The organism is Allobosea vaviloviae, from assembly GCF_001298265.1.
GTDB lineage: Bacteria > Pseudomonadota > Alphaproteobacteria > Rhizobiales > Beijerinckiaceae > Allobosea > Allobosea vaviloviae_B.
Genome location: NZ_LGSZ01000053.1, coordinates 75,969 through 99,301, shown reverse-complemented (window position 1 = coordinate 99,301; position 23,333 = coordinate 75,969). Strand labels below are relative to the sequence as shown.

The window sequence follows — 23,333 nt, the reverse complement described above, 5'->3', positions numbered from 1 at the left end:
GGTGCAACGCCAGCCGGAGCGGAGCCACACCCGGGTGCCCGGTCGTGGGTTCCGGGTTCAGGCGCTGTGCGCCTGCCCCCGGAATGACAGGTCTCACCGAACCAGGATATTCCGGAACTGCCAGGGATCGCTCTCGTCGATGTCCTCGGGGAAGAGGCCGGGGCGACCGTCGAGCGGGGTCCAGTCGGTGTAGTAGCCCTTCACCGGCCCGAGATAGGGCATCTGGATTTCCAGGCAGCGGTCGAGATCCATCTCCTCGACCTCGACGATGCCGGCCTTCGGGTTCTCCAGCGCCCAGACCATGCCGGCGAGGATGGCCGAGGTGACCTGCAGGCCGGTCGCTGTCTGGTAGGGGGCGAGCTTGCGAGTCTCCTCGGTGGAGAGCTGCGAGCCGAACCAGTAGGCGCCCTTCTCGTGGCCGTAGAGCAGCACGCCGAGCTCGTCGATGCCGTCGATGACCTCTCCCTCGTCGAGGATGTGATGCTCCTCCTGCGGGCGGCCGGCATTGCCGAACATCTCATGCAGCGAGAGCACCGCGTCGTTGGCGGGGTGATAGGCGTAGTGGCAGGTCGGGCGGTAGATCGCCTTGCCGCTGTCGTCGCGGACCGTGAAATAGTCGGCGATCGAGATCGACTCGTTATGCGTCACCAGGAAGCCGTGCTGGGGACCCGGCGTCGGGCACCAGCTGCGCACCTTGGTCGCGGCGCCGGGCTGCATCAGGTAGATCGCGGCCTGCGAGCCTGTCTCGTGGGTGCGGGCGTTCTCCGGCATCCATTTCTCGTGGGTGCCCCAGCCGAGTTCGGCGGGCTGGACGCCCTCGGAGATGAAGCCCTCGACCGACCAGGTGTTGACGAAGACGCCCGGCGGCTTGGGGTTCTTCGAGCGCTGTGTGTCGCGCTCGGCGATGTGGATTCCCTTGACGCCGACCTGCTTCATCAGCCCGGCCCATTCCTCGCGGGTGGTCGGCTGCGGCACGTTGAGGCGCATATCGGCGGCGACGTTCAGCAAAGCCTTCTTGGCCAGCCAGGAGGCCATGCCGGGATTGGCGCCGCAGCAGGAGACGGCCGTGGTCGAGCCGGGCTGGCGGGCGCGCTTGGCGGCGAGCGTCATCTCGCGCAGCGCGTAGTTCGAGCGCTCGCCCGGGCCCTTGGTCTCGTCGAAATAGAAGCCGAGCCACGGCTCGTTGACTGTGTCGATATAGAGCGCGCCGAGGCTGGAGCAGAGCTCCATGATGTCGCGTGAGCCGGTGTCGCAGGAGAGGTTCACGCAGAAGCCCTGCCCGCCGCCGGCGGTCAGCAACGGCTCGAGCATCGCCTTGTAATTTTCGAGCGTCACGGCTTCCTGGATGAACCTGATGCCGCGTTCGTCGAGGAGATGGCGGTTCTGGTCATCGGGAGCGATGACGACGAAGCGGCTCTTGTCGAACTTCAGGTGGCGTTCGATCAGCGGCAGCGTCCCGCGGCCGATCGAACCGAAGCCGATCATCACGATCGGGCCGGTGATCTCTCCATAGACGGGCCAGGTGCTCATTCTCGGGTTGTCTCCTTTGGGATAAGCGCTGTTTCAAGGGTGGCCGCGCGGAGCCACCCCGGCTCCTAGGGGGGAACCGTCCCTCAAGTCAAACATCAACCGCACAGGCGGTCGCCGCGCACCCGCGCGAAGATCTAATGGCTGCCGGGATAGTCGGCGTCGAGCACGAAGGGATAAGGCCCCGGAAAGCGCTCGACATAGGCGGTATGGGTGACGAACCCGGCTCCTTCGCGGAAGGAATGGAGCAGATAGGCCGGCGGTTCCAGGTGGAAGGTCGAGTCGCTGGTTTCCGACAGGTCGAGCGTGACCTGATGCGTCACGCTCGGCGCGATCTGCGCGATGGTGCCGGCGAAACGCGTCACGATCGGACGGTGATGATGGCCGCAGAGGATGCGCTCGATATTGGGATGGCGTGCGACGATCGCCGCGAACTCCTGCGCGCCGTCGAGCAGGCGGATCGCATCCATATGGGCGATGCCGCAATCGAAGGGCGGGTGGTGCATGAAGATCGCGACGGGCTTGCCGTCCGCTTCCGTAAGGGCCTTGTCGAGGAAGGAAAGCCGCGTCGCGCAGAGCGCACCGGCACTCTTGCCCGGCAGCAGGGTGTCGAGGCCGATCAGCCGCATGGCCGGAAGATCGGCGACGAACTGGACGAAACCGCCATCGAGAACCTGGCGCGGGTCGAAAGCCAGGCCGGCAGTCAGGGTCTCTCGGCGGTCGTGATTGCCGGGGACCACCAGAACCGGCATGCCGAGCCGGCTCAGCATGCCTTTCAGCAGGGCGTATTCCTCGGCGAGTCCGCAATCAGTGAGATCGCCCGTGATGACGAGCAGGTCGGGGCGGGGCTGGAGCCGGGCGACGACATCGAGCGCGCGCTCGGTCAGCGCATTGGTCTCGGAAACGCGATAGGCGGGCTTGCCGCGCGGGCGGATGTGCAGGTCGGTGATCTGGGCGATGAGCATGGTGGTGTCCGAATGCGATCTCCCCGTCATGCTCGCCCTCGTGGCGAGCATCCACGTCTTGCGACGTCGAGGAGGAAAGAGGTCGATGGTCGGGATACGCCCGACCATGACGGGAGAAGGCGGTGATGAAGAAATGCCCGGCGCGAGGCCGGGCATGACGTCGATCGCAATCGTCAGTTCGTCGGCAGCTTCAGCGCAGTCTGCTCGACGAAGGGACGCATGATCTCGTCGGCCTGCTTCTGGGCGGCGACGAGGGCCTCCTTCGGGGTCTTCTTGGCCGAGAGCACGGCGGCGAGCTCGTCCTCGATTGCCTTGCGGACGGGCACCGTCTTGTAGGTCGCGAACCAGGGCTTGGCGACGTCCAGCTGCTTGACCGCGATACCGGCGTCGGGGTTCTTTGCGATGAACTCCTTCATCTCGGGTGTGTCGTAGGCGGCCTTGTTGGGCGCGAAATAGCCGGTCGCGCGGCTCCACCAGGCGGATTTCTCCGGTGCCGTCATCCAGTTGATCAGCGTCCAGGCGGCCTTGCGGCGCTCGCCCTCGACGCCGGTCGGAATGACCAGCGAGGCGCCACCGATCGGAACCGCGTTGCGGACGTTCTTCGGCACAAAAGCGACCTTGTAGGGGAACTTGGCATTGTTGCGGATATGGGTGAGCGAGCCCGTCGAGAGCAGCATCATCGAGGTCTGGCCCGCGAGGAAGGCGCCCGACACCGCGCCGCCGGCCTGCACGCCGGCCGGGTGGACCTTGTGCTTGGTGACGAGGTCCGACCAGAAGGTCAGTGCGCCCAGCATGGACGGCGTGTCGTAATAGACCTCGCCGCCGTAATTGACATTGAACCACTCGCCGCCGTTCGACTGGGTCAGCGCCTGCAGGATCCAGCCGCCGTAGTCATAGTTGGACGGCATCATCATGCCCCAGCGGGTGACGCGGTCGCCATCGCGCTTGGTCAGCTTCTTGGCGGTGGTGACCAGCTCTTCCCAGTTGGCGGGCAGCTTGTCGGGGTCGAGGCCGGCTTCCTTGAGATGGTCGGTGTTGACGTAAAGCAGCGGCGTCGAATTGTGGAAGGGCACGCCATAGACCTGACGGTCGAGCACGGCATTGCCGTGCAGCGCGTCGAAGAACTGGCCCATGAACTGGTCGTTGGTCTTGCCGTCGGCCTTGATCAGGGCGTCCATCGACTGGATCTCGCCCTCGATCTTGAGGTCGAGCAGGAAGTTGGCGGACATGATGACGGCGGCCGGGGGCTTGCCGGCCTTCATCGCGGCGCGGGTCTTGATCAGCGTCTCGTCATAGGAGCCGGTATAGACCGGCGTCGCCTTGATCGTCGGATTCTTCTCGTTGAACTCCTTGATCAGGGTGGCCATGTCGCGGGCAAGCTGGCCGTCGACGGGGACCGGGAAGAACAGCTCGATCTCGGTTGGAGCCTGCGCGAAGGCGGGCTGGAGCGCGAAGCTGGCGGCGAGCGCGGCGCCAGCGAGCACGGAGCGGCGGGTGGTCGTCATGATGGTTTCCCTTACTTGATGCCGGAGGAGACGAAGGAGTTGACGAAGGCGCGCTGGAACAGCGCGAACGCGATCAAGAGCGGAGCACTGACGAGAAGCGTGCCCGCCGCGATGACGCCCCAGGCCTGCGCGCCCTCGGCGCCACGCGTGAACGAGGCGAGGCCGACGGTGAGTGGGCGCAGATCGGGCGAGTTGATCACCATCAGCGGCCAGAGGAACTCGTTCCAATGAGCGGTGACGGAGACGATCGAGAAGGCGACGAGCGAGGGTTTGGCCAGCGGCAGATAGATGAAGCCGATACGCTGGAAGACGCTGGCGCCGTCGATGAGGGCGGCGTCTTCCAGTTCGCGCGGGATCGCCATGAAGGCCTGGCGCATCAGGAAGGTGCCGAAGGCGGAGGCGAAATAGGGCGCCATGACGCCGAGCAGGCTGTCATAGAGGCCGAGCTTGGCGATCGTCGTCAGATTGGGGACGATCAGCACGACCGGCGCCAGCATGAGCTGGAGCAGGAAGAGGTAGAAGCACAGCGTCCGGCCGGGGAACTCTAGCCGGGCGAAGGCGTAGCCGGCGAGCGTGATGGTGACGATCTGCACGGCGAGGATGCCGAGGCTGATGATCGTCGTGTTCAGGCCGTAGCGCGGGAAATCGGCCGACGCCCAGGCCTCGCGGAAGTTGGCCAGCGTCGGGATGTAGGAGGGCACCAGCGAGGCCATGCCGGCGCCGGTGTTCTCGGGATTGAAGGCGGCGACCAGCATCCACAGGAAGGGCACCATCCAGAGTGCGGCGACGAGCAGCGTCGCGGCATAGCCGAGCTTCGGCGAAATCTCTCCGGTCGAGACGCCGGTGCTGGCCTGGCTTATGCTGGCGGCGCTCATGCGTCCTTCTCCCCGAAGGAGCGTTCGAGCGTGCGCAGCGATGAGGCGGTGACGACCAGCAGCAGGGCCAGCATCACCAGCGTGCCGGCGGCCGCGCGGCCGGCGTCGTAATTCTCGACCGCCTGCTGGTAGACATAAAACAGCAGCAGGTTGGTCGAATCCGACGGGCCGCCCTTGGTCAGCACGAAGACATGGTCGACCTGGGTGACGACGTTGAGCAGGCCGATGACCAGCACGAAGCCGATGGTCGGCTTGAGATAGGGCAGGGTCACATAGCGCAGGCGCTGCCAGGGGCCTGCACCATCGAGGATCGCCGCCTCATAGGCGTCGGCCGGCACGGCCTGCAGGCCGGCGAGGAAGAACAGCATGTAGTAGCCGGCGTTCTTCCAGACCGTCAGCGCCATGATCGACCAGAGCGCGACATCGGGGTCGCCGAGCCAGTTCGGGCCGGAGATGGCGAGCTTGGCGAGGTGGTAGTCGATCAGCCCGATATTGGGCAGGAACAGGAACAGGAAGATCGAGGCGGCCGCGACCAGCGGGATCAGCACCGGCAAGAAGAACAGCGCCCGGAACAGCGCATTGACCCGGCTCGACCTCGCCAGCGCCATGGCGAAGCCCAGCGCCAGCACGAGGCTCGGGATCACCGTGCCGAGTGCGTAGACGAGGTTGTTCGCCAGCGCCTTGCGGAAGGCGGGATCGGCGAAGAGCTTGAGGAAGTTCTGCGCGCCGACATAGGCCTGCGGGCCACCGACGCGGACCTGCCCGTGCAGCGACTGCCAGAGAACCTGGACGACCGGCCAATAGGTGAATAGGGCCAGGAACAGCAGCGAGGGTGCGAGCAGGGCGAAGGCCAGCACGGTGGTCCGGCGCGGGCGCCAGTCCGGCACGCTCCATGTCTTCGCCTTGCCCACCGTCAAAACCGCTTGTGCCATTCACCCCATCCTTGGCGGGGGTCATGGCGGGGCGGGACGACGGAGCGGTTACGGATCGATGACGGATGCGTGACGGTCCCGGCGAAACGCCGAGACCGTCACGGTTATCCTCAGGCGGCGCGGCGCGCCGGTTCCGCCAGGGGGGCGGCGTGGTCGGGACGGCCCGTCGCGACGAGCACGCCAGCCACCCCTGAGAGCGCGCCATCGCGCAGTTCGAGGCCGAGGAAGCGTTCGCGCTCGACCGGGCCGGGCATGGCGAGATCGCGGGTCAGATCACCCGAGAAGCCGAAGCGCTCGTAATAGGCGGCGTCGCCGACGAGCAGCACCGCGCCATGACCGCGGCAGGCGGCACGCCAGATCGCCTCGCGCATCATCGCGCGGCCGATGCCCTCGCCCTGGAGGTCGGGCGAGACGGCGAGCGGGCCGAGCAGCAGTGCGGAACGGCCACCGGCATCGACGTGCCAGAGCCGAACCGTCGCCACGACGACGCCGTCACGCTCAGCCGTCAAAGCCAGGCCCTCAGCCGGCAAACGACCTTCGCGGAGCCGCTCGCTCGACTTGGCGGTGCGGCGCTCGCCCAGGCAACGGTCGAGAAGCGCCTCGCGGGCTGGGACATCGGCAGCGATTTCGTCGCGAATCGTGATCATGACGCACCTCCGGCCGGAGCGCCTGCGAGCCGCAGACCTTCCCGGCGCCGCGCGCAAGCGCGGCCACAAGCAACAGGGATGTGGGTGGATGGGCGCGGCGTAGGCCGCGCCCGAAACGTCAGATGACGTACTGCTTCAGCGGCGGGAAGCCGTTGAAGGCGACGGCCGAATAGGTCGTCGTATAGGCGCCCGTGCCCTCGATCAGCAGCTTGTCGCCGATCTCGAGGCTGAACGGCAGCATGTACGGGGTCTTCTCGTACATGACGTCGACCGAATCGCAGGTCGGGCCGGCCAGGATGCAGGGCACCGTCGCATCGCCGTCGCGGGCGCTGCGGATCGGGTAGCGGATCGCCTCGTCCATGGTCTCGGCGAGACCGTTGAACTTGCCGATGTCGAGATAGACCCAGGCGACCTGATCGTCCTTGGCCTTCTTCGAGATCAGCACGACCTCGGTCTCGATCAGGCCGGCATTGCCGACCATGCCGCGACCCGGCTCGATGATGGTCTCCGGCAGGCGGTTGCCGAAATGCTTCGACAGCGCCTGGAAGATCGCATCGCCATAGGACGGCACGCCCGGGATCGGCTTCAGGTAGCGCGCCGGGAAGCCGCCGCCGAGGTTGACCATCGACAGCGAGAGCCCACGGGTGGCGCATTCCTTGAACACCGCCGAGGCCGAGGCCAAAGCGGAATCCCAGGCGTTCACATTCGCCTGCTGCGAGCCGACATGGAACGAGATGCCATGGGCCGAGAGGCCAAGGCGATGGCCGTGCTCGAGCACGTCGGCGGCCATATCGGGCTCGCAGCCGAACTTGCGCGAGAGCGGCCAGTCGGCGCCGGCGCCGTCGCAGAGGATGCGGCAGAAGATCCGTACTTCCTTCGCGCCGGTGGCGTCGGCCGAACGGGCGACCTTCTCGACTTCCGCCGTGCAATCGACGGCGAAGAGGCGCACGCCAAGCTCGAGGGCGCGGACGACGTCGCGCTCCTTCTTGATGGTGTTGCCGAAGGAGATGCGATCAGCCGTGGCGCCGGCCGCGAGGGCGAGCTCGATCTCGACGACCGAGGCGCAATCGAAGCAGGAACCAAGCTTGGCGAGCAGGCCCAGCACTTCCGGCGCAGGATTGGCCTTCACGGCGTAGAAGACGCGCGTGTCGGGAAGAGCCCGCGAGAAGGCATGGTAGTTCTCGCCGACGACATCGAGATCGATGACGACGCAGGGACCGTCATCGCGACGGGTACGAAGGAACTCACGGATGCGCTCGGTCATGAGACGCGTCTCCCTCCGGCGCTGGCGGCGCCGATGCGACATGAAGCCGGCTTGAGTCGATCGAGCGATTCACGGCGCGTTGGAAACGCCGCGAGTCACCGAACGAATAAGTCCGGACTCTGATAACCGTCGCTTGGGGAAAACCCCGCACGCCCGGCAATGAAGGACAAGCCTCTTCGGTGCTGGTCTTTGGAGGACCAGCGAGACCAAAAAAAGCCCGTTCCGTCGTTGCTTTAAGCTGCGTCCCCCGTGGAGATTCGGGGTTCGCCGGTTTCGCCTCCGGCTGCCAGTCGCTGTTCGGAGAACAGTTCCCTTGGGAGGAACCGGGAGGCGTGATTTGAGGGGATATCCATCCCCCTCCATCCGTCCTCCAACTCCTGGCGGCTGTCCGGCCTCTTGTCCGGATGCCCACCGACTGACACGCGGCCACAGGCACGTGCGAATTGGGTAAGCGGCATATACGGATGGTGGTCCGGGGATACAAGTGTTTTTTGGATCACAGGTCGAAATGCGATCGGGACCGGTTATGTGTATAATCTGATCTATTCATACACATTGGAGGCGGAGATGCGCACCAATATCGACATCGACGACGTGCTCCTCAAGGATGCGATGGAAGCGACGGAACTTCCCACCAAAAAGGCCGTCGTCGAGGAGGCCTTGCGCCGGCTCGTCGATAATCATCGTCGCCGGAAGGCTTTCGACGAATTGAAGGGCATCGGCTGGGAGGGGGATCTCGACGCAATGCGCATGGGCCGCGATGTCGAGCCTCTGCCGTGATCGTTGCGGACAGTTCGGTCTGGATCTCCCATTTCAGGGGCGAAGCGACCTTGTCTGTCGCCAAGCTCGATGCGCTGATCGAAACGCCTGATCTGCTGCTCGGTGATCTCATTCTTCTCGAACTGCTGCAGGGAGCGCGGGATGAGCGGCATGCCTTCGCCATAGAGACGAGGCTGCGCCATTTTTCGCTTGCTAGCATGCTCAATCCGGCGATCGCTCGCGCCGGGGCCCGAAACTGCCGCAGGCTGAGAGGCCAGGGCGTGACCGTGCGCAAAACGACGGATCTGATCATCGCGACGTTCTGCATCGAGCACGGTCACGCACTGTTGCACGCCGATCGGGATTTCAGCGCGTTCGCCGAGCATCTTGGCCTGCTGATGGCGTGAACGTCGTCCAACGCCCTGCCGCTCGCGCGTTGCCGCCCTAGACCGGCCCCAATTCCTCGCCTAAGTCACTGGAAGCAGGCCTTTGACGACCGCCCTCGAAGACGGTTGCGACGAGACGACGGACCCACCATGATCTTCACAGACCGCCGCCGTGTCCTGGCGGGGCTTTCAGCCGCGCTGATGCTCTCGACGGCTCCGTCCGTCCTGCTGGCGCAGCAGCCTACGCCGCCGGCCGAGCCCTCCGCCGAGCCGCCGCAGCCGCGCTTCGGCTTCGAGGAGGTGGTGAGGCGCGCCCGCGAGATCGCGGCGGTTCCCTATGAGGCCGGCCCGAGCTTGCCCGAGCCTTTGTCGCGGCTCGATTTCGATTCCTGGCGCGACATCCGCTTCCGGCCGGAGCGGGCGCTGCTTTCCCAGAACGGCTCGCCGTTCCGGATGCAGATGTTCCATCCAGGCTTCCTGTTCACGCGCCCCGTCGTCGTCAATGTCGTGCGGGACGGCGTGCCGACGCCGGTGCCGTATTCCGCGGCGCTGTTCGACCAGGGCCGCGTCAAGTTTGACAAGCCGCTGCCGGTCAATCTCGGCTTCGCGGGCTTCCGGCTGCATTATCCGCTCAACGATCCGCGCATCTATGACGAGCTGATCTCCTTCATCGGAGCGAGCTATTTCCGGGTGCTCGGCCGCGAGCAGCGCTACGGCCTGTCGGCGCGGGGCCTCGCGATCGGAGCTGGCGTGCCGGGCGGCGAGGAATTTCCGATGTTCCGGGAGTTCTGGGTCGAGGCTCCGGCACAAAGCGCCGAACGCATCACGGTCTATGCCCTGCTCGACTCGGCCTCGGTGACGGGAGCCTACCGCTTCCATATCTATCCGGACGTCGAGTCCGTGGTCGATGTCGGGGCGACCCTGTTTCCGCGCAAGCCGATCGAGAAGCTAGGCCTCGCGCCGCTGACCTCGATGTTCTTCACCGGCGAGAACGACCGCCGCTTCCATGACGATTTCCGCACCGAGTTGCATGATTCCGATGGGCTGATGATCCATTCCGGGACCGGCGAGTGGATCTGGCGGCCGCTGCGCAACCCCAGGCAGCAGGCGGTGTCCTCCTTCGTCGAGCGCAATGTCCGCGGCTTCGGGCTGATGCAGCGCGACCGCGTCTTCGAGCACTATCAGGATCTCGACCTGACTTATGAGCTGCGGCCATCCTACTGGATCGAGCCGCAGGGCGACTGGGGCGAGGGCGCCGTCGAACTGATCGAGATTCCCACGACCGACGAGACCAACGACAACATCGTCGCGCTCTGGGCGCCGAAGACGCCGCTGGAGCCCGGCCGGGAATTCTCCTTCGGCTACAAGCTGACGGCGATGATGGATTCGAGCGACCTGCATCCCGGCGGGCGCATCATCAACACCTATCAGGCCAAGCCGAAGGCGCTGGGCTCGGGCGAGCCGGTCAATGCCGGGGCCCGACGCTTCATCGTCGATTTCGCCGGCGGCGATCTCGACTATCACCTGCGCCAGCCCGAGAAGGTCGAGATCGTGCCTTCGATCGCTTATGGCCGGATCGACCGCGCCTTCATCGTGCCCAATCCGAAGACGCAAGGGTTCCGCGCCTTCATCGACATCGTCGTCGAGCCCGGGCAGCTTGCCGAGATCCGCGCTTTCCTCAAGAGCGGCGACAAGACGTTGACCGAGACCTGGAGCTATCCGTGGCGCGCCGAAATCTGAGCGTCGCGTCGTAAGGCCGGCGCGTGCCCCCTGCCAAGGCTCCGGAACCGATGCAGCGGCCGCATTGTTCTACTCCCATGCCAGCGGGGAATTGGATGGATCAGGTCATCGACAATGCGGCGGAGAGCCGTTTCGAGCTCGCGCTGGAAGGCGGCACGGCGCTCATCGCCTATCGGATCGAGGGCGAACGGATCGTCCTGATCCATACCGAGGTGCCCCAGGCTCTATCGGGGCAGGGCGTCGGATCGCGGCTCGCCAAGGGCGCCTTCGAGCTGATCCGGACGAGCGGGCGTAAAGCGATCCTACGCTGCGAGTTCCTGCGCGGCTGGATCGTCAAGCATCCGGATTACGACGACATCATCGACGGCTGAGGCCGGAAAGGACGCATCATGGGCCTTCTGGTCGACGGGCGCTGGCAGGATCAGTGGTACGACACCGCCAAGAGCGGCGGGCGGTTCCAGCGTCAGGACAGCGCCTTCCGCAACTGGGTGACCGCCGACGGCGCGCCCGGGCCGAGGGCGAGGGTGGCTTCAAGGCCGAGGCCGGGCGCTATCATCTCTACGTCTCGCTGGCCTGCCCCTGGGCCCATCGCGCCCTGATCTTCCGGGCGCTGAAGGGGCTGGAGGCGATGATCGACGTCTCCGTCGTGAATTGGCTGATGCTCGACAAGGGCTGGACCTTCGCGCAAGGCGAGGGCGTCGTGCCCGATCCGATCGGGGGCGCGCAGTATTTGCACGAGGTCTATACGCGGGCCGATCCGCATTATACCGGCCGCGTCACCGTCCCGGTCCTATGGGACAAGGCGACCGCGACGATCGTCAACAACGAGTCGTCCGAGATCATCCGGATGTTCAATTCGGCTTTTGATGGCATCGGCGCGAAGCCGGGCGACTTTTATCCGCCGGCGCTGCGGACGGAGATCGACGCGCTGAACGAGCGCATCTACGCCACCGTCAACAACGGCGTCTACAAGGCCGGCTTCGCGACGACGCAAGCTGCCTATGAGGAGGCCGTGGCGCCTCTGTTCGACACGCTGGATTGGCTGGAGGAGCGGCTGGCTGCGCGGCGCTTCCTCACCGGCGACGACATCACCGAGGCGGACTGGCGGCTGTTCACGACGCTGATCCGCTTCGACGCCGTCTATGTCGGCCATTTCAAGTGCAACATTCGGCGGATCGCCGACTATCCGCGGCTGAGCGCCTATTTGCGGGCGCTGTTCCAGGTCGATGGCGTCTCCGGCACCGTCGATCTCGGCCACATCAAGCGGCACTATTACGAGAGCCACCGGACCATCAATCCCACGGGTATCGTGCCGGTGGGGCCTGATCTGTCCAAACTGCTCGGCGGCTGAGGCCAGCGCGTCATTCTCGGGCGGAGCGCAGCGCAGACCCGAGAATCTCCGGACCAGAAGGCGCTGGTTTCCGAGATGGTCGGGTCAAGCCCGACCATGACGCGTTCTAACTCTTCTTGCCCCGAACGCCCGGGCGCTTCTTACGGCCGTAGAGCTCCAGCCGGTGGCGGACGAGTTCGTAGCCGAGTTCGGCGGCGATGCGGCGCTGCAGTTCCTCGATTGCGTCCGAGGAGAACTCGATCACCTCGCCGCTGTCGATGTCGATCAGGTGGTCGTGATGTTCCTGGTCGGCGTGCTCGTAGCGAGAGACCCCGTCCTCGAAGGCGTGACGCTCGATCGCGCCCTGCGTCTCCAGGAGCTTCATGGTGCGATAGACCGTTGAGAGCGAGAGCGTCGGATCATGCGCGAAGGCGCGTGTGAAGATGCCCTTGGCGTCGGGATGGTCGTCGGCCTCTGCCAGCACGCGCAGGATCAGCCGGCGCTGCTGCGTCATCCGCAGCCCGGCATCCCTGAGCTGGCCCTCGAAGCCGGCCACGCGCTGCGCAATTTCCGTCATGTCGCCGGCATAGCAATTCTGCGACGCATTTGCAAAAACTCCTTATTGCAAATAACTCGCAACTGCATTGACAGATGCAAGTGCGTTGCAATAGCGTGAGGTATGAATGCACATCCGACAGGAGACCGCATGCGTTCGCGTCGATCTTTCATGGGCTTGAGTGCCGCCGCGCTGTTGGCCGGCGCATCGGCGATGGCGCCCGACGTTGCGCTGGCGCAGGCGAAGAAGCTGCGCGTCGTCACCACCTTCACGGTGATCCAGGACATCGCCCAGAACGTCGCCGGCGATGCCGCGATCGTCGAATCGATCACCAAGCCCGGCGCCGAGATCCATGACTACCAGCCGACGCCGCTGGACGTGGTGAAGGCGCAGTCGGCCGATCTCGTGCTCTGGAACGGGATGAACCTGGAACGCTGGTTCGAGCGCTTCTTCGAGAACGTCAAGAACGTGAAGAGCGCGGTGGTGACCGAGGGCATCGTCCCGATGGGCATCAAGGAGGGGCCCTATGAGGGCAAGCCGAACCCGCATGCCTGGATGTCGACGCAGAGCGCGCTGATCTATGTCGAGAACATCCGCAAGGCGATGTCCGACGCCGATCCCGCACAGGCCGCGATCTATGCCGCCAATGCCAAGGCCTATTCCGACAGGATCAAGGCCGTCGATGCGCCGCTGCGCGCGCGACTGGACAAAGTGCCGGCCGACAAGCGCTGGCTCGTCTCCAGCGAAGGCGCCTTCAGCTATCTGACCCGCGACTATGGCTGGCGCGAAGCCTATCTCTGGCCGATCAATGCTGACCAGCAGGGCACGCCGCAGCAGGTGCGCCGGCTGATCGATCTCGTGCGCAAGAACAAGATCCCGGCCCTGTTCAGCGAAAGCACGATCTCCGACAAGGCGGCCAGGCAGGTCGCCAAGGAGACCGGCGCGACCTATGGCGGCGTGCTCTATGTCGATTCGCTCTCGGGCGCGGACGGGCCGGTGCCGACCTATCTCAAGCTGCTCGAGGTCACGGTCGATACGATCGCCAGGGGTTTCGGCCAGTGAGCGTTTCCGCGACCGGCCTGTCCGGCTCTGACGATGTGAAGCCTTCTATTGTCGTCGAGCGGGTCACGGTCCGTTACGGCAATGGCGTCACGGCGGTGAACGATGCCTCCTTCTCGCTTGGCGCCGGGACGATCTGCGCGCTCGTCGGCATCAACGGGTCCGGCAAATCGACGCTGTTCAAGACGCTGATGGGCTTCCTCAAGCCGGCGCGCGGCTCGGTCTCGATCGCCGGGCTGCCGGTGCGCCAGGCGCTGAAGCGCGGCCTCGTCGCCTATGTGCCGCAGGCCGAGGAGGTCGACTGGAGCTTTCCCGTCCTGGTCGAGGACGTGGTGATGATGGGCCGCTACGGGCATATGGGCTTTCTGCGCATCGCAGGCCGCGCCGATCGCGAGGCGGTCGAGCAGGCGCTGGCCCGCGTCAACATGCTCGAATTCCGCGAGCGCCAGATCGGCGAATTGTCGGGCGGGCAGCGCAAGCGCGTCTTCCTGGCCCGCGCCCTGGCGCAGGGCGGGCAGGTCATCCTGCTCGACGAGCCCTTCACGGGCGTCGACGTCAAGACCGAGGACGCCATCGTCGCGCTGATGCGGGAATTGCGGGCGGAGGGCCGGCTGATGCTGGTCTCGACGCATAATCTGGGCTCGATTCCGGACTTCTGCGACCAGGTCGTGATCATCAACAAGACCGTGCTGGCGGCGGGGCCGACGCAGACCACCTTCATCCATGACAACCTCCAGCGCGCTTTTGGGGGCGCGCTCCGGCATTTCCGGCTCGGCGGCGCCGATCTGCATGAAGATGCCGACGAACGCCACGTCACCGTCATCACCGACGATGAACGCCCGCTCGTGCTTTACGGCAGGCAGGACAGTGAGACGCAGGCTCCCGGCACGACGAATGGCGAGACGGCGGATGCCGGCAAGGCGGAACCCGTCAAGGATGCGGCGCCATGATCGACCTGCTGCTCGAGCCCTTCGGCTATCAATACATGGTCAAGGCGATCTGGGTCTCTGCCCTGGTCGGCGGGGTCTGCGCCTTCCTGTCCTGCTTCCTGATGCTGAAGGGCTGGTCGCTGATGGGCGACGCGCTGGCCCATGCGATCGTGCCCGGCGTTGCGCTCGCCTATCTGTTGAAGGTGCCCTATGCGGCCGGTGCCTTCTTCTCGGGGTTGCTGGCGGCGCTGGCGATGGCGCTGGTCCGGGTGCGCACCCAACTGCGCGAGGATGCCGTCATCGGCATCGTCTTCACCACCTTCTTTGCGGCGGGGCTTTTGATCGTCTCGATCAATCCGACCTCGGTCAACGTGCAGTCGATCGTGCTCGGCAACATTCTCGGCATTTCCGACGAGGATGTCGTCCAGGTCGCGATCATCGCGGCGGTGTCGCTCGTGGTGCTGCTGGCGCGCTGGCGCGACCTGATGCTGGTCTTCTTCGACGAGAATCAGGCGCGCGCGGTGGGGCTGTCGCCGATGCGGCTGAAGATCCTGTTCTTCGTGCTGCTCAGCGCCTGCACCGTCGCGGCGCTGCAGACGGTCGGGGCCGTGCTGGTGATCGCGATGGTGATCACGCCCGGGGCGACGGCCTATCTGCTCAGCGACCGTTTCGGCCGGCTGATCTGCATCGCGATCACACTCGGCGTCGTCACCAGCGCAGCCGGCGCCTATGCGAGCTATTTCCTCGATGGTTCGACCGGCGGGCTGATCGTGGTGTTCCAGACCATCCTGTTTCTGCTCGCCTTCGTCTTCGCGCCCAAGCATGGCCGGCTGGCGGCCGCACGGGCGGCCAGAGCCGTGTCGGAGATGCCGTGATGAGGTGCGCGAATGAGCCTCGGCCCAATCCCCTTCCCCCCGCTTGCGGTGGGGAAGGGTTAGGGATGGGGGGCCGCAAAGCCGGAGAGCCACCCTTTGCCGTTTCGCCGAGCGGCACTGCCCCCCACCCCAACCCTCCCCACCGCAAGCGGGGGGAGGGGGCATGTTCGCGCCGCCTTCGCCCCGTTCGGAGAGGGCTTACGCCATGAGCCTGATCGAAGCCTGGCTGATCGCGCCGCTTTCACATGAATTCATGCAGCGCGGCCTTGTCGTCGCGGTGCTGGTCGGCGTCGTCTGCGCCGTCCTGTCCTGCTTCCTCATTCTCAAGGGCTGGTCGCTGATGGGCGATGCGGTCTCGCATGCTGTGCTGCCGGGAATCGTGCTGGCGCAGGTCGCCGGCCTGCCGCTGGCGGCGGGCGCGTTCGTCGCCGGCCTCGGATGCGCTGTGTCCATCGGCTATCTCAAGGAGAACAGCCGGGTGAAGGAGGACACCGTGATGGGCATCGTCTTCTCCGGCATGTTCGCGCTCGGCCTCGTGATGTTCGTCAAGGTCGACAGCGACCAGCACCTGCTGCACGTCCTGTTCGGCAACATGCTCGGCGTGCGATGGGCCGACATCGCCGAGACGGCGGCGATCGCCGTGCCGACGATCGCGGTGATGCTGGCCAAGCGCCGCGACTTCCTGCTGCTCGCCTTCGATCCGGCTCACGCCCGGGCGATCGGCCTTCCGGTTCGTTTGCTGAACTTTGGTCTGCTGATGCTGTTGGCCTTGACCATCGTCGCGGCGTTGAAGGCCGTCGGCATTATCCTCGTCGTCGCCATGCTGATCGCACCCGGCGCCATCGGCTTCCTGACCACGCGTCGCTTCGATGCCATGCTTGCGGTCGCCATCACGGCAGCGACCGTGTCGAGCGTGATCGGAACGATCCTGAGCTTTCACCTGGACGGGGCGACCGGCCCCTGCATCGTCGTGGTTCAGGCGGTGTTCTTCCTGATCGCGCTCGGACTCAACCTGCGCCGCCAGGCCAGGCGCGCAGCGCTCGCCTGATCAGGCGGCCTGCTGCCCGGCATCATCGCTGCCGACGTCATCCTGGGCCCGAGAGACGGTAATCGACTGGTTCAGGCACTGGCAGTTGAACTGGCTGGTCAGGAAGGCGATGTCGGCGGCGTCGCGGCCGCTGGCGATGCGGACGATGCCCTCGACCGGCGCGAGCTGCGTCGGATCGACGAGCCACCAGCCACCGTTGAGATAGACCTCGAAGATCGCATGGAAATCCGGCGGGTCGAGGTCGAGCGCATAGGCGCTCACGGCGCGTGCGGGGATGTTCAAGGCGCGGGTCAGCGCGATGCCGAGATGGCTGAAGTCGCGGCAGACGCCGGCGCGGTCGATGAAGGTCTGCTCGGCGGTGGTCTGGGCGTGGCTGACGCCGTGGACATAGTCGAGATGCTCGTGCAGCCAGTCGAGCACGGCGAGGATGCGGGCGCCGCCGGCCTCGATCGCGCAGAACTCACGCTGGGCGAAGCGCATGAACTCGTCGGAGGGCGAAAACCGGCTCGGCAGCAGATAGGGCAGCACGTCCTGCGGCAGCTCCGACCAGTCGTGCTGGCGAGCATAGGGCACGAGGGGGATGCGCTTGCCATTGTCGACCAGCGCCTGGTAGCTGATCTGGACCTGGCCGGAGAGGGCAGTGCGAAAGCGGCGCTCGCCCGTCATCGGATCTTGATCGCGGACCAGGACCGCGTCGGGCGAGATCACCAAGCTCTCGGAGATGATCGTCTGATCGGGCGAACGCGCAGCCTCGATCGCCGCGATCACCTGCGTGTCGCTGTCGAAGCCATAGGTCAGCGTCGCCGACACGTTGAGTTTCATGGTCGTCCCCGGGTGCATTGCAACAATGGAAACCCGGCCAACGCCACGAGAGGGCGGAAGTTCCGCCGGTCTCAGGCGGCTTTCGCCACCCCGATCTCCGGCGCGATGCTGGCGAGGATTTCAAAGGATCGTTTTCGCGCCGCATGGTCGAAGATCGGCGCTGTCGCCATGATCTCATCGGCCTGTGTCGCTGCGATGAAGGCGCCGAGGCTGCGCTTCAGCGTCTCGGGCGAGCCGATGAAGGCGTAGCGCAGCATTCCGGAAACATGGGCCTTTTCGGCCGGCGACCAATAGGTCTCGATGTCGTCGATCGGCGGTTGCAGCTTGCCGCGCACGCCGCGGACCATGCCGACGAAGCGCTGCTGCAGCGAGGTAGCGAGATAGCGCGCCTCGGCATCGGTCTCGGCGGCGATGACGTTGATGCCGGGCATGGCATAGGAGGTCTGGAGCTGCTCTGAGGGCTTGAAGCGCTCGCGATAGACGGCAAGGGCCTGCATCAGAGCATCGGGCGCGAAATGCGAGGCGAAGGCATAGGGCAGGCCGAGTTCGGCCGCGAGCTGCGCGCCGAACAGGCTGGAGCCGAGAATCCAGAGCGGCACGTTCAGCCCTGCGCCCGGCACGGCCTGGATCGCCTGGTTGGGGCCGGCGGGCGCAAAGAAGGCCTGCACCTCCAGAACGTCCTGCGGAAACTGGTCGGAGGCCATCGGGCTGCGCCGCATCGCCCGCATGGTCATCTGGTCGGTGCCCGGCGCGCGGCCGAGGCCGAGGTCGATGCGGCCTGGAAACAGCGCCTCCAGCGTGCCGAACTGCTCGGCGATGATCAGCGGCGCGTGGTTGGGCAGCATGATGCCGCCGGCACCGACGCGGATCGTCTTGGTCGCGGCGGCGAGCTGGCCGATCACGACGGCGGTGGCGGCGCTGGCGATGCCGGTCATGTTGTGGTGTTCGGCCACCCAATAGCGGGTGTAACCGAGCGCCTCGGCATGGCGGGCGAGATCCATCGAGGCCCGGAGCGCGTCGCCCGCCTCCTGGCCTTCGCGGACGGGAACGAGGTCGAGGACGGAAATGGCGACCATGGGAGGCCTCTGCTGATGCTTGCGCACCGGGGAGCGGCGGCGTCGGCTCTCAGATGGGGAGCCGGGCGCTGCCGATCCAGAGGCAGCGCCGATCCGTCATGGCCTCCTTGCGTCGGCGTTCTGGCTTGCCGCCGGTGAGGGCGGTCTCCTGTTGGCGAGCGCTGGGCAGAGCGCTGGCGCGATACGCTCATAGGCATGCCCGTAATCGGCGAGATGCAGCCCGTCCGTCAGCGGATCGTCGGCATCGAAGCTCTTGGCGACACGGCAGGAGGTGCTCGCGCGGCAGGTGGTCTCGGCCGATGCGCCAATCGCGGTCGCTGCCTCCGCCGAAAACCCGTCGACCTGGCTGACGTCGATGGCAGGCACGCCGGTGACCACGACAAGATCGGCCGTATGGGACAGCCGCCTGAGCAGCGGCCGGAAGGCCTCGCCAAATCGGATCACGGCCTGCGGCGGGCCGCGGCAGCGCCTGCGGATGGCGGCGTTGGTGCCGCCGGCCAGGATGATCGCGCGGGGCGGGCGCGGCAGCGCGATCTGCGCGAGCAGGGCGTCGGTATCGCCAGCGGTTGCTCCGTCCACGCCGGCATTGACCACCGGCAGGCCGCAGAACTCGCGGGCGTGCCAGCGAGCGACATGGGAATCGCCCGAGGCGAGCAAATAGTCTCCGTCGATGCGGCCGAGCTCGGCCGTGATCTCGGCGAGCCGCTGGTCGCGGTAGGAGGTGGGCGGCGCGGCGATGCGGCCGATCGCGAAGCCTGCCAGCGAACCGAAGATCAGGGCGAGGGGCAGGATCAGGACGATCGCAATGATGAGGCGATGCGAAGCTGCTCTCGGGGCTGGAGGCCGGGGGAGGCGGCCGAGCGGCAGGACGGTCATGGCCGTGCTCCCGAAACGACCGGCCGGCACGGCTCCTGCAAAGCCATTCGGGCCGGCGCTGCGGGCTGGTGACGTCCCGTGACCGGATCGCGATAGCTGGCCTGCGCGCAAGCGGCGCTGCGGAGGAGGAAGCCATCGCGCGTCACCAAAGCGGGCAGGGCCCAGAGCCACAGTGCGGCGGCTCCGAGGAGGGCGATGCCAGCGACGGCACGCCTGAGCGCCAGACGACGCGCCGGGATGGTGTGGAAGGCAGTGGAGCTTGGTGCGAACATGACGGCATGGAGCGCCGCGGCCGGCCCGGTTCTGTGGCGGTAAGTTTTCTCGATGACGTCTGGCGGCAGGCTTCTGGTATCGTTGTTTTTCCAGCTCCGGAGGCAGACATGATCGGAAACAAATCCGGCCACGACCTTGCCGCGAGCCGCGGCTAGAGCCGGCCGATGACACGAACCCCCCATATCCTCATCGTCGAGGACGACCGCGAGATCGCGACCTTGGTGTCGCGCTTCCTGCGCAACAATGATTTCCGCGTCAGGGCCGTCCCGAACGGACGCGAGATGGACGTCGCGCTTCGCGACGGCCGCTTCGACCTGATCGTGCTCGACCTGATGCTGCCGGGCGAGGATGGGTTGAGCCTGTGCCGCCGACTGCGCAATGACGGCGCGATGCCGATCATCATGCTCACCGCCAAGGGGGAGGAGATCGACCGCATCCTCGGCCTCGAAATGGGCGCCGACGATTATCTGGTGAAGCCGTTCAATCCGCGCGAGCTGCTCGCCCGGATCCGCGCCGTGCTGCGTCGAGCCGGCAGCGCACCGGAACCCGAGGCCGGCGAGAGCACCGTCCTCGCCTTTTCCGGCTGGCGGCTCGACAAGGCGGTGCGCCGACTGTTCAACCCGCAGGGCGAGCGCGTCATGCTGACCGGGGCGGAACTCGACCTGCTGCTCGCCTTCTGCGAGCGGCCGCGCAGGGTGCTCTCGCGCGACCAGCTTCTCGATTTGACGCAAGGGCGCGCGGCGGCGCCGTTCGAGCGCTCGATCGATGTGCTGGTCAGCCGCCTGCGCCAGAAGATGGAAGCCAATCCGCGCGAGCCCGAGCTGATCCAGACCATTCGCTCGGGTGGCTACATGTTCTCGCCCGAAATCCAGTCATCGCCGGAAGGCGAGACTCTGCCGGACAGCAAGTCCCGACCGGAAAGCGCGCGCGAATGAAACGGCTGCTGCTGCGCCTTCTGCCGGCCCGGGCCGCGGCGCAGATCACCGTCATCGTGATCGGCTCTCTGGTTCTGGCGAATCTGGTCACGGTCATGGCGCTGATCGTGCTGCTTCCGCCCGAGCTCAAACGCCTGCCAAACCTGCCCTATGTGACGGAGCTGGTCGCGCTGGCGCGGCAGGCCCAGGCGGCGCCGACGCCCGAGGCGAGGCAGATCATCATCGAGACCGCGATCGCCGCCAATCCACGCCTGTCGCGCCTGCCGCAGGACGCCCGATCGACGGACCGCAGCCTGCCCCGGCCGGACCAGCAGATGCTGGACGACCTGAAGCTCGAGTTCGCGGGGATCGCGGAGGCGCTCGTGCTTGACGCACGGGAGGGGCAGCGCGGGCCGCCGCCGGTGGCCTTGCGCTTCGCCGATGGCTCCGGCCTCGCGATGGCGCCGGCGCCGATGACGCCGCCGCCGCGCGGCACGGCCTTCATCGTCTATCTGATCGTGATGCTGGCCTCGTTGGCGACGCTGGTCGGGCTGCTCTCGCTCTGGGCGGCGCGCGCCGTGGCCTCGCCGCTCTCGCGCCTCGCCGAGGCCGTCGACCGCTTCGACCCCGATCGCGACGATATCGGGGCGCCAGAACAGGGGCCGATCGAGGTCAAGCGGCTGGCCGTGGCCTTCGGCGGCATGGCGGCACGGATCCGGCGGCTCGTCGAAGACCGCACCCGGATGCTGGCGGCCGTCAGCCATGACCTGCGCACGCCGATCACGCGGTTGCGTTTGAGGGCAGAGGAGATCGGCGACGGCACGCAGCGCCAGGCCATCCTGGCCGATCTCGCGCTGATGGAGCGGATGGTCGGCGGAGCCCTGTCCTATCTGCGCGACGGGCGTGCCTCGGGCAGCATGGCGGCGACGGATATGCCGGCGCTGCTCCAGACGATCTGCGACAATTTCGCCGATCTCGGCCATATCGTCGTCTTCGAGGGGCCGATGCGGGCTTCGGCGCTATGCGATTCCGACCAGATGACGCGCGCGGTCACCAATCTCGTCGACAACGCCATCAAGTTCGGCGGCAAGGTCGTGGTCAGGCTCGACGATGCCGATCCCGCGCTCATCGCCGTTCATGTCGAGGATGACGGGCCAGGCATCGCTCCTGACGAACGCGCGAAGGTGTTCGAGCCGTTCTATCGCAGCGATCTGGCGCGGACCCTGAAGCAGGGCAGCGGCTTCGGGCTCGGTCTTTCGATCGTGCGCGCCATCGCCGAGGCGCATCGCGGCGAACTCACCCTGGCTGAGCGTCCGGGGGGTGGGCTGTGCGCGACGGTGACGTGGCCACGGCGCTGGTAGGGGAGCGGCCTCTCGGAGAGCAATGGAACGCGGCGCAGCCTGGCACGTTGCCCCTGATGCAGGCCTGCAGGGATGCGGGCGCCGGCGACAAAGGGGCTTCCATGACGACGCACGCGAATCCGACGAGCACCAACCCTGCCAAGGAAAGCCTTCGCAAGGAACAGCACGAGCAGCGCAAGGCCGTCGAAGAGCACGGCGCGGACGCCGAACTCACCAAGGCGCTCGAAGACACCTTTCCAGCCAGCGATCCGGTCGCAGCGCAGGCGCCGACCAAGCCGGGAGCCACCAAACAGAGCCATTGAGCGCCGCTTATCAGGCGCTCGGCCCGCGTCAGGCGCGCTGATAGAGCAGCCGCGCCCTGATCGTCCCGTCCAGAGCGCGGATTTCACGCAGGATGTCGCGGGCATCGGCGCCGATGCTGTCGGCTTCCATGACGACGTAGCCGACTTCGCCATCGGTCTGGTAGTTTTGCGCGGCGATGTTGACGTTGCGGCTGGCGAACACGTCGTTGAGGCGCCTGAGCATGCCCGGCACGTTGCGCTGGACGTGGATGAAGCGCGTGCCGCTTGGGCGTGGCGTGAGCTGGACCTGTGGGAAGTTGACGGCGCCCACGGTCGACCCGACATCGGAATAGTCGATCAGCTTGCGCGCGACCTCGGCGCCGATGCGCTCCTGCGCCTCTTCCGTGGAGCCGCCGACATGCGGCGTCAGGATCACGTTCGACAACCCCTGAAGCGGCGAAACGAAGCGGTCGTTGTTCGACGCCGGCTCGACCGGGAAGACGTCGACCGCAGCGCCCGCGAGATGGCCGCTCTTCAGGGCCGAGGCCAGCGCATCGAGATCGACCACCGTGCCGCGCGAATTGTTGATCAGGTAGCTGCCGGGGTTCATCGCGGCGATCTGCTCGGCACCGATCATGCCATGCGTCTGCGGCGTCTCCGGCACATGCAGGGAGACGATGTCGGCGGAGCCCAAGAGCTCGTTCAGGCTGTCGACCGGCTCGGTGTTGCCGTGACGCAGGCGGTCGGTCTGATCGTAATAGATCACCCGCATGCCCATCGCCTCGGCCAGCGTCGAGAGCTGGCTGCCGATGTTGCCGTAGCCGACGATGCCCAGCACCTTGCCGCGAACCTCGAAGGAGCCCTCGGCCGATTTGTCCCAGCCGCCGCCATGGGCGGAGACCGAGCGGTCGGTGATCTTGCGCAGCAGCATCACGATCTCGCCGATCGTCAGCTCGGCGACGCTGCGGGTGTTCGAGAAGGGCGCGTTGAAGACCGGCACGCCGCGGCTGCGCGCCGCCTGCAGATCGACCTGGTTGGTGCCGACCGAGAAGCAGCCGACCGCGAAGAGGCGGTCGGCCCGGGCGAAGACCTCGTTGGTGAGCTGCGTGCGCGAGCGGATGCCGAGCACATGCACGCCCTCGACGGCCTTCAGCAGCGCGTCGCGGTCGAGTGCCTTGGGCAGGCGCGTCATGTTGGTGTAGCCGGCGTTCAGGAGCAGGTCGGCGGCGGAATCGTTGATGCCCTCCAGCAGCAGGACCTTGATGCGGTCCTTCGACAGGGACAGGCGTTCGCTGGGCAGTGTCATGATGACGATCGGGCTTTGGCGAGGGAC

Annotated in this window: 23 protein-coding genes and 1 pseudogene; 12 read left to right on the top strand and 12 right to left on the bottom strand. The window is 66.4% G+C overall.

From position 1 onward, the window contains the following. Positions 1–93: 93 nt before the first annotated feature. From AE618_RS20765 to AE618_RS20735, 7 genes are all read right to left on the bottom strand, one after another. Positions 94–1,530, bottom strand: coding sequence for a homospermidine synthase (locus AE618_RS20765; protein ID WP_054210982.1), 1,437 nt, complete (start codon positions 1,528–1,530; stop codon positions 94–96). A gap of 134 nt (positions 1,531–1,664) precedes the next feature. After that, on the bottom strand, positions 1,665–2,522 hold the full coding sequence (locus tag AE618_RS20760; RefSeq protein ID WP_349236439.1) for a phosphodiesterase: 858 nt from the start codon (positions 2,520–2,522) through the stop codon (positions 1,665–1,667). A 143-nt stretch (positions 2,523–2,665) separates the two neighbouring features. Then, entirely contained in the window at positions 2,666–3,997 is a 1,332-nt protein-coding gene (locus AE618_RS20755) for an ABC transporter substrate-binding protein (RefSeq protein WP_054210980.1), read from the bottom strand. 11 nt (positions 3,998–4,008) lie between these two features. Next, positions 4,009–4,872, bottom strand: coding sequence for a carbohydrate ABC transporter permease (locus AE618_RS20750; RefSeq protein WP_054210979.1), 864 nt, complete (start codon positions 4,870–4,872; stop codon positions 4,009–4,011). Continuing rightward, positions 4,869–5,804 (bottom strand): carbohydrate ABC transporter permease, encoded by a 936-nt coding sequence (locus AE618_RS20745; protein WP_082365436.1) that lies wholly within the window; start codon positions 5,802–5,804, stop codon positions 4,869–4,871. The genes AE618_RS20750 and AE618_RS20745 overlap by 4 nt, the downstream gene beginning before the upstream one ends. 110 nt (positions 5,805–5,914) lie before the next feature. Beyond that, positions 5,915–6,451: a GNAT family N-acetyltransferase gene (locus AE618_RS20740; protein WP_054210978.1), complete on the bottom strand. Its 537-nt coding sequence runs from the start codon at positions 6,449–6,451 to the stop codon at positions 5,915–5,917. A 118-nt stretch (positions 6,452–6,569) separates the two neighbouring features. Next, complete coding sequence (locus AE618_RS20735; RefSeq protein ID WP_054210977.1) at positions 6,570–7,715, bottom strand: type III PLP-dependent enzyme; 1,146 nt, start codon at positions 7,713–7,715, stop codon at positions 6,570–6,572. 567 nt (positions 7,716–8,282) lie between these two features. Between AE618_RS20735 and AE618_RS20730 the strand changes: the two genes are divergently transcribed. From AE618_RS20730 to AE618_RS20710, 5 genes and pseudogenes are all read left to right on the top strand, one after another. Beyond that, positions 8,283–8,495: a type II toxin-antitoxin system VapB family antitoxin gene (locus tag AE618_RS20730; protein ID WP_054211027.1), complete on the top strand. Its 213-nt coding sequence runs from the start codon at positions 8,283–8,285 to the stop codon at positions 8,493–8,495. Further along, on the top strand, positions 8,492–8,881 hold the full coding sequence (vapC, locus tag AE618_RS20725; protein ID WP_054210976.1) for a type II toxin-antitoxin system VapC family toxin: 390 nt from the start codon (positions 8,492–8,494) through the stop codon (positions 8,879–8,881). The genes AE618_RS20730 and vapC overlap by 4 nt, the downstream gene beginning before the upstream one ends. 129 nt (positions 8,882–9,010) lie before the next feature. Continuing rightward, on the top strand, positions 9,011–10,600 hold the full coding sequence (locus AE618_RS20720) for a glucan biosynthesis protein (protein ID WP_054210975.1): 1,590 nt from the start codon (positions 9,011–9,013) through the stop codon (positions 10,598–10,600). Positions 10,601–10,695: 95 nt separating this feature from the next. Next, positions 10,696–10,971, top strand: coding sequence for a GNAT family N-acetyltransferase (locus AE618_RS20715; RefSeq protein WP_197280844.1), 276 nt, complete (start codon positions 10,696–10,698; stop codon positions 10,969–10,971). Positions 10,972–10,989: 18 nt separating this feature from the next. Beyond that, positions 10,990–11,951, top strand: a pseudogene (locus AE618_RS20710) (glutathione S-transferase family protein). A 106-nt stretch (positions 11,952–12,057) separates the two neighbouring features. Here AE618_RS20710 and AE618_RS20705 read toward each other — a convergent pair. Beyond that, positions 12,058–12,507, bottom strand: a complete 450-nt coding sequence (locus tag AE618_RS20705) for a Fur family transcriptional regulator (RefSeq protein WP_054210973.1) — start codon at positions 12,505–12,507, stop codon at positions 12,058–12,060. 129 nt (positions 12,508–12,636) lie between these two features. On the opposite strand from AE618_RS20705, the gene AE618_RS20700 reads away from it, so the two are divergent. From AE618_RS20700 to AE618_RS20685, 4 genes are all read left to right on the top strand, one after another. Further along, a complete protein-coding gene (locus AE618_RS20700) occupies positions 12,637–13,548 on the top strand; it encodes a metal ABC transporter substrate-binding protein (protein ID WP_082365435.1) in 912 nt (303 codons plus the stop codon). After that, positions 13,545–14,495, top strand: coding sequence for a manganese/iron ABC transporter ATP-binding protein (locus AE618_RS20695; RefSeq protein WP_082365434.1), 951 nt, complete (start codon positions 13,545–13,547; stop codon positions 14,493–14,495). The genes AE618_RS20700 and AE618_RS20695 overlap by 4 nt, the downstream gene beginning before the upstream one ends. Then, positions 14,492–15,349: a metal ABC transporter permease gene (locus AE618_RS20690; RefSeq protein ID WP_054210971.1), complete on the top strand. Its 858-nt coding sequence runs from the start codon at positions 14,492–14,494 to the stop codon at positions 15,347–15,349. The genes AE618_RS20695 and AE618_RS20690 overlap by 4 nt, the downstream gene beginning before the upstream one ends. A 205-nt stretch (positions 15,350–15,554) precedes the next feature. After that, entirely contained in the window at positions 15,555–16,397 is an 843-nt protein-coding gene (locus AE618_RS20685) for a metal ABC transporter permease (protein ID WP_054210970.1), read from the top strand. On the opposite strand, the gene AE618_RS20680 is transcribed toward AE618_RS20685, so the two are convergent. The 3 genes from AE618_RS20680 to AE618_RS20670 form a co-directional block, all read right to left on the bottom strand. After that, positions 16,398–17,219, bottom strand: coding sequence for a transglutaminase-like domain-containing protein (locus AE618_RS20680; protein WP_054210969.1), 822 nt, complete (start codon positions 17,217–17,219; stop codon positions 16,398–16,400). 71 nt (positions 17,220–17,290) lie between these two features. Continuing rightward, the gene (locus tag AE618_RS20675) at positions 17,291–18,295 is read right to left on the bottom strand and encodes an LLM class flavin-dependent oxidoreductase (protein ID WP_054210968.1); all 1,005 of its coding nucleotides are present in this window, start codon (positions 18,293–18,295) and stop codon (positions 17,291–17,293) included. Between the two features lie 96 nt (positions 18,296–18,391). Continuing rightward, positions 18,392–19,171: an SGNH/GDSL hydrolase family protein gene (locus AE618_RS20670; protein ID WP_054210967.1), complete on the bottom strand. Its 780-nt coding sequence runs from the start codon at positions 19,169–19,171 to the stop codon at positions 18,392–18,394. 437 nt (positions 19,172–19,608) lie between these two features. On the opposite strand from AE618_RS20670, the gene AE618_RS20665 reads away from it, so the two are divergent. From AE618_RS20665 to AE618_RS20655, 3 genes are all read left to right on the top strand, one after another. Beyond that, positions 19,609–20,379, top strand: coding sequence for a response regulator (locus AE618_RS20665; protein ID WP_054210966.1), 771 nt, complete (start codon positions 19,609–19,611; stop codon positions 20,377–20,379). Continuing rightward, positions 20,376–21,719: a sensor histidine kinase gene (locus AE618_RS20660; protein ID WP_054210965.1), complete on the top strand. Its 1,344-nt coding sequence runs from the start codon at positions 20,376–20,378 to the stop codon at positions 21,717–21,719. Before AE618_RS20665 ends, AE618_RS20660 begins: the two co-directional genes overlap by 4 nt. A gap of 101 nt (positions 21,720–21,820) precedes the next feature. Then, on the top strand, positions 21,821–22,021 hold the full coding sequence (locus AE618_RS20655) for a hypothetical protein (RefSeq protein WP_156330393.1): 201 nt from the start codon (positions 21,821–21,823) through the stop codon (positions 22,019–22,021). A 28-nt stretch (positions 22,022–22,049) separates the two neighbouring features. Here AE618_RS20655 and serA read toward each other — a convergent pair whose 3' ends face one another. Further along, the gene (gene serA, locus AE618_RS20650; protein ID WP_054210963.1) at positions 22,050–23,306 is read right to left on the bottom strand and encodes a phosphoglycerate dehydrogenase; all 1,257 of its coding nucleotides are present in this window, start codon (positions 23,304–23,306) and stop codon (positions 22,050–22,052) included. Positions 23,307–23,333: the final 27 nt, after the last annotated feature.

What these genes read in the sequence shown, in the direction of transcription:
- AE618_RS20685 (WP_054210970.1), top strand. Translation starts at nt 15,555, where the DNA reads ATGAGCCTGATCGAAGCCTGGCTGATCGCGCCGCTTTCACATGAATTC.
- AE618_RS20690 (WP_054210971.1), top strand. Translation starts at nt 14,492, where the DNA reads ATGATCGACCTGCTGCTCGAGCCCTTCGGCTATCAATACATGGTCAAG.
- AE618_RS20700 (WP_082365435.1), top strand. Translation starts at nt 12,637, where the DNA reads ATGCGTTCGCGTCGATCTTTCATGGGCTTGAGTGCCGCCGCGCTGTTG.
- AE618_RS20720 (WP_054210975.1), top strand. Translation starts at nt 9,011, where the DNA reads ATGATCTTCACAGACCGCCGCCGTGTCCTGGCGGGGCTTTCAGCCGCG.
- serA (WP_054210963.1), bottom strand. Translation starts at nt 23,306, where the DNA reads ATGACACTGCCCAGCGAACGCCTGTCCCTGTCGAAGGACCGCATCAAG.
- AE618_RS20765 (WP_054210982.1), bottom strand. Translation starts at nt 1,530, where the DNA reads ATGAGCACCTGGCCCGTCTATGGAGAGATCACCGGCCCGATCGTGATG.
- AE618_RS20680 (WP_054210969.1), bottom strand. Translation starts at nt 17,219, where the DNA reads ATGAAACTCAACGTGTCGGCGACGCTGACCTATGGCTTCGACAGCGAC.
- AE618_RS20675 (WP_054210968.1), bottom strand. Translation starts at nt 18,295, where the DNA reads ATGGTCGCCATTTCCGTCCTCGACCTCGTTCCCGTCCGCGAAGGCCAG.
- AE618_RS20740 (WP_054210978.1), bottom strand. Translation starts at nt 6,451, where the DNA reads ATGATCACGATTCGCGACGAAATCGCTGCCGATGTCCCAGCCCGCGAG.
- AE618_RS20730 (WP_054211027.1), top strand. Translation starts at nt 8,283, where the DNA reads ATGCGCACCAATATCGACATCGACGACGTGCTCCTCAAGGATGCGATG.
- AE618_RS20745 (WP_082365436.1), bottom strand. Translation starts at nt 5,804, where the DNA reads ATGGCACAAGCGGTTTTGACGGTGGGCAAGGCGAAGACATGGAGCGTG.
- AE618_RS20660 (WP_054210965.1), top strand. Translation starts at nt 20,376, where the DNA reads ATGAAACGGCTGCTGCTGCGCCTTCTGCCGGCCCGGGCCGCGGCGCAG.
- AE618_RS20665 (WP_054210966.1), top strand. Translation starts at nt 19,609, where the DNA reads ATGACACGAACCCCCCATATCCTCATCGTCGAGGACGACCGCGAGATC.
- AE618_RS20735 (WP_054210977.1), bottom strand. Translation starts at nt 7,715, where the DNA reads ATGACCGAGCGCATCCGTGAGTTCCTTCGTACCCGTCGCGATGACGGT.
- AE618_RS20655 (WP_156330393.1), top strand. Translation starts at nt 21,821, where the DNA reads ATGACGACGCACGCGAATCCGACGAGCACCAACCCTGCCAAGGAAAGC.
- AE618_RS20750 (WP_054210979.1), bottom strand. Translation starts at nt 4,872, where the DNA reads ATGAGCGCCGCCAGCATAAGCCAGGCCAGCACCGGCGTCTCGACCGGA.
- AE618_RS20715 (WP_197280844.1), top strand. Translation starts at nt 10,696, where the DNA reads ATGGATCAGGTCATCGACAATGCGGCGGAGAGCCGTTTCGAGCTCGCG.
- AE618_RS20705 (WP_054210973.1), bottom strand. Translation starts at nt 12,507, where the DNA reads ATGACGGAAATTGCGCAGCGCGTGGCCGGCTTCGAGGGCCAGCTCAGG.
- AE618_RS20760 (WP_349236439.1), bottom strand. Translation starts at nt 2,522, where the DNA reads ATGACGGGGAGATCGCATTCGGACACCACCATGCTCATCGCCCAGATC.
- AE618_RS20670 (WP_054210967.1), bottom strand. Translation starts at nt 19,171, where the DNA reads ATGACCGTCCTGCCGCTCGGCCGCCTCCCCCGGCCTCCAGCCCCGAGA.
- AE618_RS20755 (WP_054210980.1), bottom strand. Translation starts at nt 3,997, where the DNA reads ATGACGACCACCCGCCGCTCCGTGCTCGCTGGCGCCGCGCTCGCCGCC.